We start from the raw sequence: 19,647 nt of genomic DNA on the forward strand, positions 1-19,647 counted from the left end.
GGCCCGAGATGAAATTTGAGAAAAACAATGTTCAAGATATTTGGCCGCTGCGTCCGATACAGCAAGGGATGCTGTTTCATTATTTGCAGGGTGAACACAAAGGTGAATATCTGGAGCAACTTGTCCTTACCCTGCAAGGGCAGGTGGACAACCGGCTGTTCAATGAAGCCTGGCTGGCTGTCTTCCGTACAAATGACGCTCTAAGGTCCGTATTCAAATGGGAAGGTCTGCGCACACCTGTACAAGTGGTGCTGCGGAACAGTGAACCGCTGCCGACAATATACGATTTCACAGGCGGAGTTATCCCTGAAGAATTAAGATCCGCTATGACCAGCGCTTATCCACAGATTCTGCAGCAGAAGGCAAACGCGGAAGAATTGATGGAGCGAACTGCGGAGATCATTGGTAAACGGGATCGGGCAATGCGTTTCGACCTCACTCGGGAGACTCTTAGAATCGTATTATGCAAGTTCGACGGAGAATGTAGATTGTTCCTGACATACCATCACATTTTGCTGGATGGGTGGAGTCTGGGAATTATGCTGGAAGAATGGCTACATGCCTACCGGGCGCTCGCCGAAGGGCATACACCGGCCCATCCAGCCAAGCCGGGAATGAAAGTCTACTTGGCTGCAGTCAAAAGCTCTCGCGTACCAGAGCGCGAAGCAGAGTATTGGGCTGATTACCTGCGCGATTACGAGATTAAGCAAACCATACAGCCTTTCTATAAACCACGGCGATTGGGCTTCAAGCGGATATCTCTGAACATACCGAAGACCGCAGCGTTGCTGCTGCGGCAATTTTGCCAAAACAGTGGCATGTCGGTAGCCACCTTGATGAACGGTGCTTGGGGTTTATTGCTCCAGCGGTTCAAACACGTCGATGATATTGTATTTGGAACTACGGTATCTGGCAGGGGCGTTAATCTTACCGGCATTGAGAGTCTAGTCGGACTGCTGATCAACACGGTGCCATTCCGCGTTTCCAGCGGCACAAGTGTGAGTGTGCAGGAGTATTTCGCCAATGTCCAAGCTTCAATCGCAGCCAGACGTCCGCATGAAATGGCCGGTCTGACCGAAATCCGGGGCTACGCAGGGATTCAAGGTACGGAGGAGTTGTTTGATACCCTTGTAGTCATGGAGAACTATCCGCTGGATAAGGTGCTGCTGGAACGGCCCTCCGCAGAGTTGACGACGAACGGATTACCCGATAAGACTCCCTTGTCGTTCAGTTCTTTTGAAATGAATGAGCACACTCATTATCCGCTTACTCTGCTTATTCGAGAGAGCGGCGGATTTGAACTGGAATTCATCTATGACCAGGAAATCTATGAGTATTTTGTAGTGAATCAAATGTCGCAGTGCTTTGTGCAGCTGCTGCAGAATCTTGCCGCGCAGCCGGAGGCGAAGCTGGCAAACATCAGGATGGCGGAGCCTGACGCCTTGAAACTCAATGGCCTGCTGTCTCCAACCAGACCACAAGAGCTGTTCCGGGAACAGTCGATTCCTCAGTGGTTTGGTATAATGGCGCGCAGCCATCCACAGCAGATTGCCATCACTCATGAGGAAGTGCAGTGGACTTACGCTGAGCTGGATCAGATGTCCGACCGAGTGGCAGCCGCACTGATTCGCCGTGGAGCTGGACCTGAGCAATGCATTGGTATCCAGTCCCCGCGGTGCCCGGAAACGATAATGGGTCTGCTTGCCATTCTGAAATCGGGAGCGGCTTATGTCGCATTGCATCCGGATTATCCCGAGGAACGCATCCGATTCATGATCCAAGATTCAGGAATGCGCCTGATGCTGTCTGATACGCTTAACAGAACCTCTTTTCTGAAATCAATGGGTGTAGAGACACTATGCTACCAGGATATCCTTGCGAATGAAGACCAGGTAACGCTGGACAGCATCCATTCTCAGCATGCCGACGGACACCGGCTGGCCTGTGTTATCTACACATCCGGCTCTACCGGACAGCCCAAAGGCGTAATGATCGAACACCGGGGGATCGTACGGCTGGTCAAACATACAGAGTTTGTTCAAATCGGGCCCCAGGATGTGATTTTGCCAACCAGTCCGTTTGAATTCGATGCCTCTAACTTTGAGATCTGGGGAGCGCTGCTGAATGGAGCCTCTTTGTACCTGATGGTCCAGGATAAGCTACTAATGCCACGGTTGCTAAAAGAAACGCTGCTCCAGCAAAAAGTAAGCCTGATGTGGATGACTACAGCACTGTTCAATCAAATGGCCAGTGTGGATGCTTCGTTGTTCGGGTCCCTGCGTTGTCTGATTGTTGGTGGAGATACGTTATCCCCGCCGCAGATCAGTAAGGTTAGACAAGCCTCCCCTGCCTTGAGACTCATCAACGGATACGGTCCTTCCGAGAATTCGGTGCTGTCAACCACTTTTGAGATTGAACGGGACTATGAGGCTCGAATCCCCATTGGCAAGCCGGTCACAAGCTCTAGTGCGTATATCATGGACCGTGACCAGCAGTTTTTGCCTGTGGGAGCGATAGGCGAATTATGCGTCGGGCTCGAAGGAGTCGCTCGGGGTTATCTGAACAACCCAGAACTGACAGAGGCCAAATTTATTCCCGACCCGCTTTATCCGGAATATAAGATGTACAGAACGGGGGATTTGGCCCGTTGGCTTCCCGATGGAACGATTGATTTTCTCGGCAGGGTCGACAATCAGGTGAAGGTACGCGGATACCGGATAGAACTGCAAGAGATTGAACATGAACTAAGCCGAATGGCGGGAATTGATGCCTGTACGGTTATTGTGATTCAGACATCGGACCGAGAGAAGGAGCTGGCCGCATATTTTGTAGCCAATGACCATCTAGAAGCGGGTTCTGTCCGAAAAGCACTGCTTGAACGGCTGCCTGCTTACGCAGTTCCTACACGGTATATGCAGCTGTCTGCACTGCCGCTGACGATCAACGGCAAGGTTGACAAAAAGGCACTGCGGAACCTGCCGTTTCCTTCCTCCGACATCGGAAGTACACCTGTACGATCATTGGCTTTCATGGAAATCACTGTGCTTGAAGCCTGGAAGGAAGCGCTCGGGGTAGAGCGGATCGGCCTGGATGACCCCTTTTTTGATATTGGCGGCAACTCGCTCCTGACGATCCGGATCAGCGAAAAGCTGCGGGCCTCCACCGGTAAGGAGGTGTCGGTAACCGATATATTCCGCTATCCAACAGTCAGAGAACTCGCGGCATACATTTCTGCGAAGCATACCGCAGACGACGCACCGAACGGCACAGACCACGCGGATGTCACGCCCCAAGCCGTACATCAGCCACAGGAAGCTGCTCCTGCAACGACTAGTGATATTGCCGTCATCGGCCTTGCTTCAAGGTTCCCCGGAGCTGCCGATCCTGTGAGTTACTGGCACAATCTGCGGGATGGTAAGGAGAGTATTTCGTTTTTTTCAGATGAAGAATTACGGGCTGCGGGAGTAACCGAGACGCTGCTGCGGGACTCCAGGTATGTAAAGGCAAAGGGAGTGCTTGAGGACATCGAATACTTCGATGCGGGGTTATTTAATTACAGTCCGCAAGAGGCCGAGCTTATGGACCCGCAGCTGCGCATCCTGCACGAGCTTGCTTGGGCATCCCTGGAGGATGCGGCATACGACCCGATGAAGTATCCAGGTGCAATTGGTTTGTTCGTGGGCGCAACAGTGCATTTGAACTGGGTGAACCGCTTGTTCGATTCGTTGGAGGACGATACGGAACGCTGGCGGGCGGCTAATCTGAATGTACATTCTTTGAGCACTCCTATCTCTTATAAGCTGAACCTGAAAGGACCTTCCATAACCGTGGAAACTGCCTGTTCTTCGTCTCTGGTAGCTGTACATCTGGCCTGCAGTTCCCTGATGCGTGGAGAATCTGATCTGGCCCTGGCAGGCGGGGTGTCTGTTACAGTACCCAAGAAATCGGGCTACACCTACCAGGAGGGCATGATCAGATCGCCGGATGGGCACTGCAAGGCTTTCGATGCGGATGCCAAGGGGACAGTCAGTGGAGACGGTGCAGGCCTTGTTGTGTTGAAAAGGCTGGATCAGGCTGTCCGGGATGGCGACCAGATCTACGCTGTTATCAAAGGCTCTGCAATTAACAACGACGGAACGCGCAAGGCTGGTTTCACGGCTCCCAGCGTAAATGGACAACAAGATGTGGTGACAGCTGCACTGGAAGCCGCGTCCGTCTCTGCAGATTCTATCAGTTACATTGAAACACATGGAACGGGTACGCCGCTGGGAGATCCCATTGAGATTGAAGCCTTGTCCGGGCTGTTCCCCGCAAGCCTAGGAACCAGAACAGCCATCGGGTCGGTCAAGACCAACATCGGACATCTCGATGCCGCTGCGGGAATTGCGGGATTCATCAAGACCGTGCTGGCACTGCATCATAAGCAGCTGCCTCCCAGCTTACATTACAAGCAGGCTAATCCTGCAATCAGCTTCGACAGGAGTTCATTGTATGTCAACACTTCGCTACAGGCATGGCTGCCGCCGGAAGGGTATCCGCTCCGTGCTGGTGTAAGTTCCTTCGGAATCGGTGGAACCAATGCGCATATCGTCCTGGAGCAGGCTCCAATCGCTGCCGCTGCAGATCTTGCGAACATGCAGAAACGGAGTGAGGGATCACCGGAATTGTTCCTGTTATCTGCTGCTACAGAAGAAGCCTTACTGCAAAAAACAGAAGACTTGCTCGGTTATCTCGAATCGGCAGAGGGCCAAGACCAACAACTGGCAGATATCGCCTATACGCTGAACACAGGCCGTCAAGAGTTAGGCTTCCGGGTAGCAGTGGTTGCCGCAGACTCTGCCGAGCTAGCTGCCGGTCTGCATGACTGGCAGCATGGAGCAGGTAACACTGCTCGGATCAAGGATGCTGTGCATGTAGTGTTCGCATTTCCGGGCCAAGGTACCCAGTATGTTGGAATGGCGCGCAACCTATACGACACGCAGCTGGTGTTCCGGCAGGAAATGGATCGTTGCCTGGAGCTGGCCTCACCGCTTATGAAGACCGATCTGCGCTCTACCTGGTTGACGCGGCAAGGGCTGAACTCAGGGGAGTCCGCACTGCCGGGAACTAAGCTGAATGCAATCGATCAGACCGAAATTGCCCAGCCGCTGCTGTTCATGGTGGAGTATGCTCTTACTCGGCTCTTGCAACATTGGGGTATTCATCAAGCGGCTATGATCGGACATAGTTTGGGTGAATACACAGCTGCCTGCATCGCAGGCGTGTTGACACTGGAGGAGGCCATCCGGCTGGTTATCCGCCGATCCTCCTTGATGCAGCAGATGGATCGCGGCGAGATGATTAGCGTTGCCCTGGGGCAAGAGACATTGTTGCCGCTGCTGAACGAACAGCAGGATCTGTCTGTGGCTGCGACCAACAGTCCGGAACTCACCGTGATCTCAGGTCCAGCAACATCCATTCGCACGCTGTCGGCGGAGCTGCAACGAACCGGCCATGAGCCTGTTCGACTGCAGGTTTCGCATGCCTTTCATTCTGCCATGATGGAGCCAATGTTAAGCTCCTACAGCACAGTATTCCAAGAAATCAACCTGATGGCTCCAGCAATTCCGTATATCTCCAATGTTACGGGTGAATTTATCACTTCGGAACAAGCGGTGGACCCTGAATACTATGTGAACCATGTCCGGCAGACCGTCAAGTTCATGGAAGGTGTGTCAACGTTGGCGAAGCAGCTGGAGCCAGTATTTCTGGAAGTAGGCCCGGGCCGAACGCTAGGTCAGCTGATCCGTCGCCATCCAGAGGTCGCAATGAATTGCCCCGTTCTTGGTCTGATGCCCAGAGCCTCTGAGGTGCAATCCGCTGATGTTCATCTGCTTCAGGCCTTAGGCGGCCTATGGATGAGCGGAGTGGCAATCAACTGGGAGAAGGTATATGAGAACCGCAAGGGACGACGCGTATCGCTGCCTGGGTATCCGTTCGAGAAACAATATTACTGGAAATACCAGCAACTGGCGGCGGACATTGTCCACGCGGATGCCCTGCATAACCGCAAGCGTCCGGTTTCCGAATGGGCCTATGTCCCCGACTGGAATGAGATAGCAGGCAGTGCAGACAGCAATAGCCTAGACAAGCGTACTGTCCGCAACGGCCAGACGGTGCTATTGTTCTCGGAACGAAGTGCTCTCGCCGGACAGCTGGCAGACCGCCTGGAAGAGCAGGGCGACCAATGTATCATGGTGTATCCGGAAGAAACCTTCCAGTGTGAGTCTGCCGCCGCTTACACCCTTGATCCCGGGAACCCGGCCCATTACACCCATTTGTTCGAGAGGCTTGCCGAAGCGGGCACGCAGCAGCCCGAACGGATGATTCATCTGTGGAGTCTGGGGGATCACCAAGCTGTATCCCTGGCCCAGACTCAAGTTGCCGCCTGCCGGAACGGAGAGGATCTTGGCGGTCTGCAGGTGCTGAACCGCTGCCTGTGCAGTGTGCTGGAACTGGTCCGCGCGGCAGGCATAGCCGCGCAAGGGAGTCCGCTGGATCTAACGCTGGTCACCAACCAAATGGAACGGGTTCGGCCGGGTGACAAGGTGGACCCGCTAAAAGCTACCCTGCTGGGAATAGCCAGTGTCATCCCACTGGAGTATCCGCATATCCGGGTGCATACACTGGATCTCGATCCAGAGTCCACGGATGTGTGTCCCGGACTGCTGCTGGCACCCTCTTACGAAGGGGAGAACCGGAAGTTCTCTCTGCTTCCCATCCGGCAAGCACTGCGGGGCTCCCGCCGCTATGAACACGGCTTCAAGCGGTTGCCTCTGCCCAAGAGAAGTCTTCCGTCCCGCGCCTTGCACAAGGGTGGGGCATACCTCATCACCGGCGGACTCAGTGGAATTGGCCTGGCCCTCGCCACCTATCTGGCAATTCAATACCAGGCCAAGCTTGTACTTGTGGGACGCAACCCGCGTCCCATTCAGCATCGGCTGGAGCAGCTGCGTGATGCCGGCGCGCAGGTGCATGTGGAATATGCCGATGTCGCCGACCAGGCATCTATGGAACGAGTCATGCTCGCACTAATGGATCGATTTGGCCAGCTGGACGGTGTCTTTCATGCCGCAGGCGTGGCAGATGGTAACATGATCCATATTGCGACTAGAGAACAAATCTCAGCGGTGCTGCGGCCCAAAATCGCAGGTACCCTGGCGTTATACGAGGTACTGTCAGCAATGAAGCAGCCGCCTGCATTCCTACTGCTGTTCTCATCGATCAGCGGCTCGTTCGGCGCCTTCGGCCAGAGCGGATATGCTGCGGCGAATGCCTTCCTGGACAGCTTCGCCCGCGCGCATGCCGGGAACTCGTCCCCGATGCGGGTAGTCAGTATGGATTGGGATGCTTGGAGCGAGACCGGGATGGCTGTTGAAGCTGTGAACCGTTATAACGGTTCCGAAGCCAAACATGATACAGATGCCTTCAAAGAGGTGCCTGCAGACCTTCCGCTGAGCACCGCCCACCCGCTGCTGACCTCCAGAAGCATGGCGGCCGGGAACAGGCAAACTGTCTATGTTTCGAGATTGTCGGCAGAGCATCATTGGGTGCTGGACGAGCACCGGATGCTGGGCACTTCTATTTTTCCCGGTACGGGATATGTGGAGATACTCAGAGCATCATTTGAAGATTTGACCGGAGAACCGGGGCTGAACATCGCAGAGTTATTTTTTGTGAAGCCGCTTGTGGTTGATGAGACTTGTGAGCTAAGAACCGTGTGGTCCCCTAGTGACGGCGGCTGGGAATTCTCCATGTTGTCCTTGGGAGCAGGGGGCGAATGGATACAACATGCCACAGGACACGCGGAGCGTATGGAAGGGCAGGCAAGCCGGATGCTCAGCGAGGCGGAGCTGGAGGAACTTCAGCAGCGCCTGCAAGCAGCAACGGTTCCGGCCATGTCCGAACAGTTCCGGGAAGGCCAGAAGGTACGCCTGCAATACGGCCCTCATTGGAGCAATGTGCGCCGGGTCTTTCGGGGGAGAGTGAGGCCGTCGCCGAATTATCCCTCCCAGACGAGCAGGCGCAGGACTCGGCTGAGTATGGAGTCCATCCTGCGCTGATGGACCAGGCCACAAGTCTGTTGAACGGACAAGCGGAAGACAGTGCTGCTTACTTGCCGTTTGCGTATAAGCATATCCGGATATACCGGCCGTTTCCGCCTATAATTCACACCATCCTGCAAGAAGGAGAACATAGGGAGGAAGCTCGGACGTATGTCTGCCGCATTACCGATCCAGAAGGTTGTGTACTCATGGATATCGGAGAGTATGTCATGAGAAAGGTCCCTGACCCGTCGCTCGCAGACACGTTGCCGCTGGAAGATGAAGAGAAGTGGCCTGAGGTCGGCAATTACCGGGTGGGAATAGCTGTTCCGGGTGAGCTCAACAGCCTGCACCTCCAGCATGAATACCGGTTGCCCCCGGCACCTGACGAGGTAGAGATTAAAGTGGCGGCCAGCGGTCTGAACTTTAAGGAAGTGCTGTATGCACTTGGTGTTCTCCAGCTGCCGGATTCCTACGGATTCAGTTTCGGCCTGGAATGCGCCGGAACGGTGACCCGGGTAGGATCAGAGGTAACCGATTGGCAGACCGGAGACGAAGTGATGGCAATAGCCGGAGCAAGCTTGGGCAAATACGCGAGAGTGCCGGTAAGCTCAGTAGTCCGCAAGCCATCCCGGATCTCTTTTGCCGAAGCAGCAACCATTCCGATTGCCTTTATGACGGCTTACTACGCGCTGATTGTCCGTGGACAGCTCTCCTTGGGTGACAAAGTGCTGATTCATACAGCTACGGGCGGCGTGGGCTTGGCAGCGGTGCAAATCGCCCAATGGATCGGAGCAGAGATTTATGCTACGGCCGGCACCGAAGAGAAGCGGGACTACCTGCGTTCACTGGGAATCTCCCATGTGTACTCTTCCCGGGATCTTGATTTTGCTGACCAAATCCGCAAGTATGCGGGAACGGTGGACGTAGTGCTGAATTCCCTGACCGGAGAGGCCGTAGAGAAAGGGCTATCTATATTGGCCCCGCACGGCAGATTTCTGGAGATGGGCATCAAGGACATTATGGAGAACAGCAATTTAAGTATGCGGATGTTCGGCAACGGCATTTCTTTGTCGGCCATCAGCATCGACAGTGGCCTTCCGGGCTATACGAACCTGTTCCGTGAGATTGCCCGGCATGTGGAAGAAGGCACCTTTACACCTCTGCCTATAATCCCGTACCGGCTCTCCGACACGAAAGAGGCTTTCCGGTATATGGCATCGGCTAAACATATCGGCAAAATCGTCATCACCCAGGAACACGCATCAGCACAGCAAAAGCAAAGCGTACGCCTCCGGGAAGGGATGACCAATGCCGAAGGAATGGAAATGCTGGAGCATATTTTATCGAAAGTGATGCGCACAGAGTTATACCCGGCCCAGTGGCTGTTGTCCACGACCGATTTGGACACCCGGCAAGCGTTGCTTGAGGCTAATGCGCCACAGGGGATTGTCCCTGCGGATACAGCGGTGCATGCCGGACGCAGGCGGAAGCGGATGGCCGGAAGCACCGAATATGCGCCGCCGCTTACAGAGACGCAGAAACAGCTGGCCGAACTGTTCATGGACTATCTGGAGCTTACAGCCATCGGGCTGCATGACAACTTTTTTGAAGCGGGAGCAAGCTCTCTTGACCTGATTCAGATCAATGCCAAAGTCAATGCTCTGTCCGCCAAAGACACGTCGATTGTCAAAATGTACTCCTACCCGACGATTAATCTGCTGGATGCCTATTTGTTTGCGGACCCGGTTGATCAAACAGACAACAGCGTCGTGCTCAAAGATACTGAAGACCGCAAAAGAAAAGCAAGCCGCCTGAAAACATTGGAGTCCATCAAGGGAAGAAGGTGAAGTCATGAGTGAAGAGACCGCACTAACCGGGCTTGAGATTGCCGTGATTGGCATAAGCGGCAGATTTCCGGGCGCTGAGAATATAGAGCAGTACTGGGAACTGCTGATGCAGAGCAAATCCGCGGTATCCCAATTCAGCTTTGAAGAGTTGCGCAGCGAAGGAATTGCTCTCGAACGTCTGAACCATCCCGATTACGTCAAAGCGAAGCCTTACCTGGGCAACGTGTATGATTTTGATGCCTCATTGTTCGGATATGCTCCCTGGGAAGCCGAGAACATGGACCCCCAGATCCGGCTGTTCCACGAAATTGTCTATCATGCTTTAGAGAATTCGGGCTATCACCCTGACCGCTATGACGGCCAAATCGGCATGTACGCCGGTGCCCCGCTTGACCTGAAGTGGACGAGCGACCATCTGTCCCGTCATGGAGAGGGAGAGGATGTGCTGGAATCAGGCATCGTGTCCAGCAAGGATTTCCTGAGCCAGCTGATCTCCTACAAGCTGAATCTGACGGGACCCAGCTACACCCTGTACACGGCCTGTTCAACTTCATTGGCGGCAGTCCATCTGGCTTGTCAGGGTCTGCTGCTTGGAGATTGCAACCTGGCTGTTGCCGGAGGCGTTACGCTGGAGCAGCCGGGCAAGTCCGGTTATCTCTACCAGGAGGGTACGATTTATTCCAAAAGCGGGGTCTGCCGCCCGTTCGACTGCCGGGCCGACGGAACGATCTTCGGAGAAGGCGCAGGAGCTGTGGTGCTCAAGCGCCTCCCGGAAGCAATAGATGACGGCGATCACATCTACGCCGTGATTAAAGGCTCGTCTAGTAATAATGATGGGCGTCGAAAGGTTGGCTTTGCTGCCCCCAGCCTGGAGGGCCAAAAAGAGGTTATCCGCTCAGCCTGGAGTCTGGCAGATATTGACCCGGAAACCATCGGATACATCGAAACCCACGGCACCGGCACCAAAGTTGGGGACCCGATTGAATTCACTGCCTTGCAGCAAGTATTCGGACAGGACAGCAAGCATCGGCCGATTGGCTCGGTCAAAGGTAACATCGGACATCTCCATGCCGCCGCTGGGATTGCGGGCTTGATAAAGACCGCATTGTCTCTGGAACGGGAGATGATTCCTCCTACAGCTAATTATTCTGAGCCCAATCCGCTGCTGGAGATGGAGAAGTCAGCCTTCTACCTTAGCCGGGAGCCGTTGGCTTGGCCTCGCGGGAAGCTTCCCCGCCGGGCAGGAATCAGTTCGTTTGGCGTTGGCGGAACCAATGTCCATCTGATTCTGGAGGAGCCGCCAATCCGCGCAGCCACTGAGCCGTCCGGGCTTCCTGCCGCACTGCTGCTCTCAGCCAAAAGTCCCGCCGCCCTGGAACGGATGCAGCAGGAACTTGCTGATCATTTAAAGAACATGCCAGCCGGCGCTCCGCTGGCCGATGTGGCCTTCACGCTGCAAATGGGACGGGGGCAATTCAAATACCGCCTGGCTTGTGTAGCAGCGGGGACAGACGAGGCGGTCCGCCTTCTAAGCGGAACTGGCGAAACAGGGGTTATCCGTTCTGCTCAAGAGCGTATCAACCGCCCGGTCGTGTTCATGTTCACGGGCCAAGGGTCACAATCCATCGGGATGGGCGCGGAGCTGTATAAGCATCATCTGGTCTATCGGCAGGAGGTGGACCGGCTGTCGGAGCTGCTGATGCCCAAGCTTGGCCTGGATATCCGCCATTACATTGGCGCCTGGGAAGGGGGCAATTCGGCTCCCGAGGGGATGGACGGTCAAGCCGAGCTGCATCAGACCTGGCTCGCGCAACCCGCTTTGTTCGTTATGGAATATGCGCTGGCTAAGGCCTGGATGAAGCTTGGTATTCACCCCTCGAACATGGTGGGACATAGCATCGGAGAATACGTTGCGGCGGCACTGGCCGGTGTTTTCACTCTAGAGGATGCTCTCGATATTGTGGTGGCCCGCGGGCGGCTGATGCAGGCAGCTCCTTCAGGGGGAATGATGCTGGCCGCAGCTATTCCTGCATCGGAAGCAAGCAGGTATGTCAGTGCCGGCGTAACGCTGGCCGCCATTAACCAGCCGGAATTATGTGTATTCTCAGGCGACGAAGAAGAGCTGCGGCAACGGCAGGAAGAGTGGAGCCAAGCGGGGATCTTCACCGCAAGGCTGAACACCTCCCATGCGTTCCACTCCGCACAGATGGATGCCATTCTGGAGCCGTTCCGTGAAGTGCTGCGCAGCAAGAACCTGAACGCACCTGAGCTGCCTTTCTATTCCTGTCTGACAGGGGAACCAATCACGGGCGAGATGGCAGTAAACCCCGAATATTGGGCCGCGCAGCTGCGCGGGACGGTGAATTTCTCGGCGATGATCAGCGGCTGTCTGGCCAATGAGGAGCATGTCTTCTTAGAGATTGGCCCGGGCCAGACCTTATGCCGGCTAGCCAAGGCCCAGGCCGGGGTGGACCGGCTGGTGCTGTCCAGCCTGGGGGCTGCGGGCACAGCAAATGAACCGCACGTGTTCCTGGAGACCTTGTCACAGCTCTGGCTCGCAGGGGTTCCCGTTCAATGGGAGGCACTCTATCCGCCGCAGTCCCGCCAGCGGCTGCCCCTGCCGATGTACAGCTTCGACCGGCAGACCTATCTGCCGGGACCATCGCTTCCTGGACCCCTGCGGGCGGCACCCATAGAGCCGGACCTTCCGCTCCTCTATCTGCCCGCGTGGAAGCAAGAACCGCTGACGGATACACCAAGTGTGGCAGACTTACAGCCCTTAACCTGGCTCATTCTGTGCGAAGAATCCCAGGCAGCTGGACGATGCAGGGATCAGCTTATTACAAGGGGAGACCACTGCATCGAGGTGCAACCTGCCGCGCAGTACCGGCGGCTATCACCGGATCTGGTGGAGTTGAACCCGGTCGCTGCCGGGGATTACCTGCAGCTCGCCGATGACCTGCGGCGGGACGGTATCCGCATCGACCGTATCCTTCATGCCTGGATGCTGGAGGAGCAGCCCCTTCCCGGAGGCCCTGCACTTGCAGGGATCAGCGAAGCAGACGCTGCGGAGCGTGGATACTTGTCGTTGATTCATTTAGCTTCTGCCTTGGACCAAGAGCTCTGCGGAGCGCATATTCGGTTGATCGTAGCTGCCAGCCGTATCATTAATATCTTGGGGACAGGAGGAGGGACGCCCGAACGGCGCGCTATCCTTGGACCGCTCCTTACCTTGGGTCAGGAGCAGCCCGGCTGGCAAGGCATCCTGGTTGACTTCCAGCCAGAGCCTGAGAAACGCCTGGCGGATAAGCTATGGCAGGAGCTTATCTCGGCAACCGGCACAGCGATGGTGGCCGCTTACCGGGGCGGAACGCGGTTGGTACAAGCTTTCGATCCGATTCCAGCTCCTTTGAGCGAGCCTTCTAATTATGCAGCAGCAGAAACAACATCCCAACAAGTCTACTTAGTCGTCTCCCCCGCCGGTGGCGCGGAATTAATCCGCAGCTTCTTGGCTGAACGGCCTGGAGCAGAGGTCATAGCCTCCGAAGGCCTCGGCTCTGCACAGCTTCGCCAGGCCGTTACTGCGGCGGCTGGAATCAGCGGTCGGATTGACGGAGTGGTATTCGAACCAGAGCTGCAAGCATTGGAATGGCGGACACTGGCTGTGTTGTCCGCAGCAGCAGACCTGCAGATTCCACAGTCCCAGACCTTCCAGGAATTGAACGCGCTGCTGCTGGACTGTGGTGCTGAAATCGAATTCGGCTGGATTCTATCCTCCTTGTCTTCTGTAGTGGGCGGCTTGGGCCTAACTGAACTGGCGGCTGCGGCGGGTGTGATGGATGCGGCTGCGGAAGATGCATCCAGCGGGACAATCCCCTGGTTATCGCTGAGCCGGGATTTCATCCGCAGCACAGATGACACGGGTCCAGGCATTACCCGGGATCAGGAATATGCCTTATATGGACGGCTGTGGCCGATCCGCAGCCGGATTAGCCGGGCCATCATTTCAGCACAGCCCCCGGCGGTTCAGCTCTCGCTGGCTCGGAAGGAACAGCCACTCCCGGTGCAACCTGTTCCTTCCGACCGCACTTACGATGCTGGCCTTCGTGAACGCCCGGCCTATCTGGGGGTATACACACCTCCGGTGACGGAGCCGGAGTCCATTATCTGTGAAATTATCGCGGAGCTGCTCGGCGTGCATCCGGTGGGTGTAGAGGACCATTTTTACGATTTGGGTGGGCATTCCCTGTTGCTGACACGACTCTTGTCACGGATCAAAGATGTGTTCCGCGCCGAATTGCCGCTTCGAAAAGTGTTGGAGAAGCCGACAGTGACCGGAATGATTGACAGCCTGGTGAGCGAGTGGGGGATGCCGAAACCGTAGCGGACATTGCCGATGCTTACCGGGAATACCAGAAGCTGACCTATGAAAACGTATAATGAGCAGAATAAGGGACGGAGGTTAAACGATGAACCAGAAGATTGGCGTTGTAGGCTCTGGAGTGATGGGAAGCGGCGTGGCCCAGGTCTTCGCCCAAGGCGGTTACGATACAGTGGTTGTCGATATATCTGAAGCGCAGATGCACCGGACCCGGGAGAAGATTCGGGAGAGTCTTCGTTTTCAAAAGATGATGACCGGTGTAGCGCCGCGCGAACCTGCTGAGGCAGTGCTGGACCGTATCCGATTCACCCAAGAGATCGAAGCTCTCTCCGCCTGTTCGTTCGTGGTGGAGAATGTGACCGAGAACTGGGATATCAAGCAGACGGTATACGACAAGCTTAACAAGGTCTGTACGAAGGATTGCATACTGGGGGTCAACACCTCGGCAATTTCGATCACGCGCGTGGCTGCACTGGTGGAACGTCCCGAGCGGGTGGTTGGCATTCACTTTATGAATCCGGTGCCGCTCAAACCGATGGTTGAAGTCATCAAAGGTTATCATACCGCTCAAGAGACACTGCACGTGACACAGGAGCTTCTGGGCAGCCTGGGCAAACAAAGTGTGGTTGTTGAAGACTCCGTGGGGTTTGTGACCAACCGGGCGATGATGATTTTTGTCAATGAAGCCATCTTCATGCGGCAGGAGCAGGTTGCTTCGTCCGAGGACATAGATATTCTGTTCAAGCAGTGTTTCGGGCACAAGATGGGCCCCTTGCAAACGGCTGATCTGATTGGGCTTGACACCATCCTTAAGTCACTTGATGTGCTGTATGAAGGGTTCAACGACAGCAAATACCGTCCATGTCCTTTGCTCAAAAAAATGGTCGATGCCGGGCTGCACGGTATGAAATCCGGTGAGGGTTTTTATTCTTACAATTGATAACAGGAGGCTGATCCCTATGAATCATGAGGAAATCAAAGAAAAGGTAACTTCATTTCTCACCCGCTCCTTGCGAACCAAGGAACTTCATGAGGACGACAATATTCTGGAGCTGGGCCTGGTGCATTCCCTGTTCATGATCCAGCTGATTATGTTCATCGAGAAGACGTTCCACCTGGAGCTGGAAGAAGAAGAGCTGGATATGGACAATATCAAGACGGTTCGTGATTTGGTTGTGCTGATTGAACGCCATCAACAGACGGGAGCTGCACTCTAATGAATACGCCGCTGCAAACGCCGGCCGTCCCTACGGCTGAAGCCATTCGCCGCTTTGTTGATACGCGCATCCAACCTCAGGCCGTCCAGATGGATCAAGATCAAGAGATTCCACGCGCACTGTTCACCGAGATGGCGGCACAGGGGCTTATGGGTCTGGCAGTTCCGGCAAAATATGGGGGGACCGCCGCCGACTACGCCACCCTCGGAGCCATCCATGAAGAGCTGGGACGGGGATATGCTTCGGTACAGAACGCCTGCACTGTATTCGGCATGGTCTGCAAACCGCTTTCGCGTTTTGGGACGGAAGCCCAGAAGGCCAAATGGCTGCCCGCCATCGCGGCGGGTGAAGTGATACCGGCTATTGCCATCACCGAACCGGGGGTAGGGAGCGACATCGCCAAGCTCGAGACGGAAGCAGTGAAAGAAGAGGAGCACATTATCCTGAATGGCCGCAAAAAGTATATTACGCTCGGGCAAGTCGCCGATTTGTTTCTAGTGTTCGCCCGGCTGAACGGCCGCGGTGTCGCCGTATTGGTAGAGCGGGGAACTCCCGGCTTGAGAGTTGAGCCACTGCACGGGTTGATGGGCCTGCGGGCTAATATGCTGGCCGAGCTATCATTTGAGGATTGTTGTGTGCCCGCGGAGAATATGGTAGGCAAAGTCGGCTTTGGCTTCACTCATGTAGCAAATTATGCGCTGGATGAAGGCCGCTATACCACTGCTTGCGGCAGCGTGGGGCTTGCTCAAGCCTGCCTGGAGCTGAGCTTTCATTATGCGGCTGCGCGTTCCCAGTTCGGTGAACAGCTGCGCAAACATCAGCTTGTGCAGAAGATGCTGAGCGAGATGATCACCGAAACCAAAGCAGCCCGCGAATTGTGCGCCGCCGCCGGACGGCTGAGGGAGCAAGGTGATCCGGCGGCCATCACAGAGACCTTGGTCGCCAAGTACCACGCCTCCAAAACGGCGGTCCTTGCTGCCGACCATGCCTTGCAGATCCACGGTGCAGCGGGTTGCTTGAACGGAAATCCAGTGGAACGGTGCTATCGGGACGCCAAGATCATGGAGATTATTGAGGGCACTTCACAGATGCATGAATTGCAAATTGCACGAACCTTCCGTTTGTGACACTATCCGTATCTGTGAAAGAAGGGGAAGATCAAATGAATAAGCAAGCAGACCTGGCTCTTATATTCCCCGGATCGGGGGCCCAATATAAAGGCATGATGCGCAGCCTCTATGAATCCTCGCGGGTTGTGCAGGATACGCTGCACGAGGCGGATGAAATTCTCGGTCTGTCCTTATCCGGGCTGATGATGCAGGGCAGTACCGTCAAGCTGAATCGGATCGGTCATATGCTGCCGGCCATCTGTGCGTCGAGTGTGGCCCATTACCGTTTATATGTGGAGCAAGGCGGGCCGCTGCCTGCTTATATGGCAGGACACAGTCTGGGCGAATACTCTGCACTGATTTGCAGTGGTGCCTTGTCTTTTAAGGATGGGCTGACACTGGTCCGATATCGCGCCCGTCTGGCGGAAGAGGTCATGAGAGCCACAGGCGGTGCAATGAGCATCATGAAATCGGTCGACCCTGCGCGAGTCGAGTTGTTGTGTCAGGAGCTGCAAGCTGAGGGACAGGAGGTCAGCATCGCCTGTCTGAACTCGCGAAGCCAGCTCGCGGTTTCCGGCCAAGATGCGGCACTGGCAGAGCTGGAACAGCGGGTCTCGGAATCGTCATCCCAAGCTCAGATCAGCCATCTGATCGGCAGCGCCCCATACCATTGCGCGCTGATGCAGCCGAGAGCGGCAGAAATGGCGGCGGAACTGCTCCAAAACAATTGGAGCCTCCCGGCCTGCCAACTCCTGTCCAATGTTACCGGACGGCCTTATACGTCCATCCAGGAAATGCATATGTTGCTGCCGCAGCAATTATACAAGCCTGTCCTGTGGCAGGAATCCATCACATTTCTGGTGGAGAACGGTATCCGCACGTTCATTGAAATGGGACCGCAAAACATTCTCAAGACACTGATGCCCGAAATTTCAGAGCAAATCCGTGTGTATGCCCACGATGAAAAAATGGACCGGATAAACATGCGGAATCACCTCATCGCGTCTTCGGCAGGCAGGCAAAGGAGCGAATCCATAATGACTGCCGAAGATTTGCGGCTTAAAGCGATCGGCATGTGCTTAACTCATGCCATGACCACCCGTAATTACAATCAGGCTGATGCCTCTGACATGCCGTCCTTGCAGCTGTACACACAGGTTAAACAGATGAAGCATGAGCTGGATCAAGGGGTGTTCCCGCTGGGAGAAGAGCATGTTGCTAGAGCGCTGTCTATGCTGCAGGCTGTGTTTGAAGAGAAGCGGACCCCGGATAAGGAACAGCAGCTCCGCTGGCAGCAAATCAAGCAAAAAACCGGTGTGGAGCTACAAACGGAGTACACGTCATTAGCAAGGAGGGAACCGGAATGAACCTGCCTCCTGTGGAGAATGAATGGATGCTTACACTGCGTGGCTTCAATGATACCGCAGCAGCTTATTCAGAGGACACCACACTGGTTCAGCAGTTTGAAGCACGGGTGGCGGAGCAGCCGCTTGCACCCGCTGTATATGGGAAGGACACCGTCTACTCCTATGGCGAACTTAACCGCGCAGCGAACCGGTTGGCTCATATCCTGAGGTCAAGCGGTGCCGGGAGCGGAGCGATTGTAGCCTTAATGCTTGAGCGTTCTTTTGACATGCTGGTCGGGGTATTCGGCGTCCTCAAAGCTGGAGCAGCTTATTTGCCGCTGGATGAGCAGAGCCCGCCTGTGAGGCTGGAAAGAATGCTGGCAGACAGCTCGCCGGGTTGGATCATTACAGAAGGCATCCATTCCCGCCCGCCGATACTGCCTGCAACTACTGAATGGGTCCCGTTAGACAGTCTGACAGACCTTGACCTGCCCGAGACGAACCTGCCGGACGGTCCTCAGCCCGGTGACCTGGCTTATGTCATCTATACTTCGGGTTCCACAGGGGACCCGAAGGGTGTGCTTATGGAACATGGGGCCTTGGTGAACCGGATCGAATGGATGCAGACCCAATTTCCGATTACAAGCAAAGATATCCTGTTTCAAAAAACAGTGTATACGTTCGACGTCTCGGTCTGGGAGCTGGTCTGGTGGGCAACCACCGGAGCAGCGGTCTGTCTGCTGCCGCCGCGCAAGGAGAATGATCCGCGTGTGTTCGTTCGGCTCATCGAGAAGACAGGGGTCAGCGTTGTTCATTTTGTGCCATCCGTATTGCGTTTGTTCCTTGAGTATATCGGCAGCGGCTTTGCGCTGGAACGCCTGCGCAGCCTGCGGTATGTCTTTTGCAGCGGAGAAGCGTTAACCGCGCCGCTGGCCCGGCAGTTCTATGATACGTTCCCGGCGGAGTACGGTGTGAAGCTGATTAATCTGTATGGTCCTACGGAAGCGGCGATTGACGTCACCTATCATGTTTGCGAGCGGAATTCTCTGGAGCAGCAGATTCCCATCGGAAGACCCATTGATAACATCCGCCTGTATGTTCTGCGGGATGATCTTTCGCTGGCATCCATTGGGGAGATAGGACAGCTCTATATCTCAGGAACTGGGCTGGCCCGCGGGTATCTGAACCAGCCGCAATTGACACAGGAGAAATTCGTGCCGAATCCTTATGAACCAGGACAACGCATGTACCGGACAGGCGATTTGGCCGCATGGAATTTAGAAGGAGAAGTACTGTACGCCGGACGGGAAGACGATCAGATCAAGCTGCGCGGATTGCGTATCGAGCTGGGCGAAGTGGAGGGCGCTTTACTCCGCAGCGTCCATGTCAAAGCAGCTGTTGCAGGGGTACGCACAGGTGACGCGGGAGAACAATTCCTGACTGCCTTTGTGATTGCGGCAGCTAATGCAGAACCACTTCCGGACAAAGAAAAGCTGAAGATCATGCGCGCTGAGCTGGCTCTGTATTTGCCTGCCTACGCTATTCCAACAGATTTCATCTGGATCGACGATATTCCACTGAAGCCCAACGGCAAAGCAGACCGGAGCCTGCTGCTTGCCCTCCACGGAAGGAAGGCCGCACGAATCTAAGGGAGCGGATG

8 protein-coding genes are annotated in these 19,647 nt (G+C 55.3%); all 8 read left to right on the forward strand.

What is annotated here, in order from left to right:
• The first annotated feature begins 8 nt into the window (after positions 1 to 8).
• The 8 genes from B9T62_RS12930 to B9T62_RS12965 all read left to right on the forward strand — a co-directional run bounded on the left by B9T62_RS12930 (position 9) and on the right by B9T62_RS12965 (position 19,636).
• The gene (locus tag B9T62_RS12930; protein ID WP_087915623.1) at positions 9 to 8,102 is read left to right on the forward strand and encodes a hybrid non-ribosomal peptide synthetase/type I polyketide synthase; all 8,094 of its coding nucleotides are present in this window, start codon (positions 9 to 11) and stop codon (positions 8,100 to 8,102) included.
• Positions 7,991 to 9,934 (forward strand): zinc-binding dehydrogenase, encoded by a 1,944-nt coding sequence (locus B9T62_RS41475; protein ID WP_157685590.1) that lies wholly within the window; start codon positions 7,991 to 7,993, stop codon positions 9,932 to 9,934. The genes B9T62_RS12930 and B9T62_RS41475 overlap by 112 nt, the downstream gene beginning before the upstream one ends.
• 4 nt (positions 9,935 to 9,938) lie before the next feature.
• Positions 9,939 to 14,318, forward strand: a complete 4,380-nt coding sequence (locus B9T62_RS12940) for a type I polyketide synthase (protein WP_087915625.1) — start codon at positions 9,939 to 9,941, stop codon at positions 14,316 to 14,318.
• Between the two features lie 85 nt (positions 14,319 to 14,403).
• On the forward strand, positions 14,404 to 15,255 hold the full coding sequence (locus B9T62_RS12945; protein WP_087915626.1) for a 3-hydroxyacyl-CoA dehydrogenase family protein: 852 nt from the start codon (positions 14,404 to 14,406) through the stop codon (positions 15,253 to 15,255).
• Positions 15,256 to 15,274: 19 nt separating this feature from the next.
• On the forward strand, positions 15,275 to 15,532 hold the full coding sequence (locus B9T62_RS12950) for an acyl carrier protein (protein WP_087915627.1): 258 nt from the start codon (positions 15,275 to 15,277) through the stop codon (positions 15,530 to 15,532).
• Entirely contained in the window at positions 15,532 to 16,659 is a 1,128-nt protein-coding gene (locus B9T62_RS12955; protein WP_087915628.1) for an acyl-CoA dehydrogenase family protein, read from the forward strand. Before B9T62_RS12950 ends, B9T62_RS12955 begins: the two co-directional genes overlap by 1 nt.
• Positions 16,660 to 16,694: 35 nt before the next feature.
• Complete coding sequence (locus B9T62_RS12960; RefSeq protein ID WP_087915629.1) at positions 16,695 to 18,008, forward strand: ACP S-malonyltransferase; 1,314 nt, start codon at positions 16,695 to 16,697, stop codon at positions 18,006 to 18,008.
• Positions 18,005 to 19,636 (forward strand): non-ribosomal peptide synthetase, encoded by a 1,632-nt coding sequence (locus B9T62_RS12965; RefSeq protein WP_087915630.1) that lies wholly within the window; start codon positions 18,005 to 18,007, stop codon positions 19,634 to 19,636. Before B9T62_RS12960 ends, B9T62_RS12965 begins: the two co-directional genes overlap by 4 nt.
• Positions 19,637 to 19,647: the final 11 nt, after the last annotated feature.

Origin of the sequence: Paenibacillus donghaensis (assembly GCF_002192415.1) — a bacterium.
Lineage (GTDB): Bacteria > Bacillota > Bacilli > Paenibacillales > Paenibacillaceae > Paenibacillus_AQ > Paenibacillus_AQ donghaensis.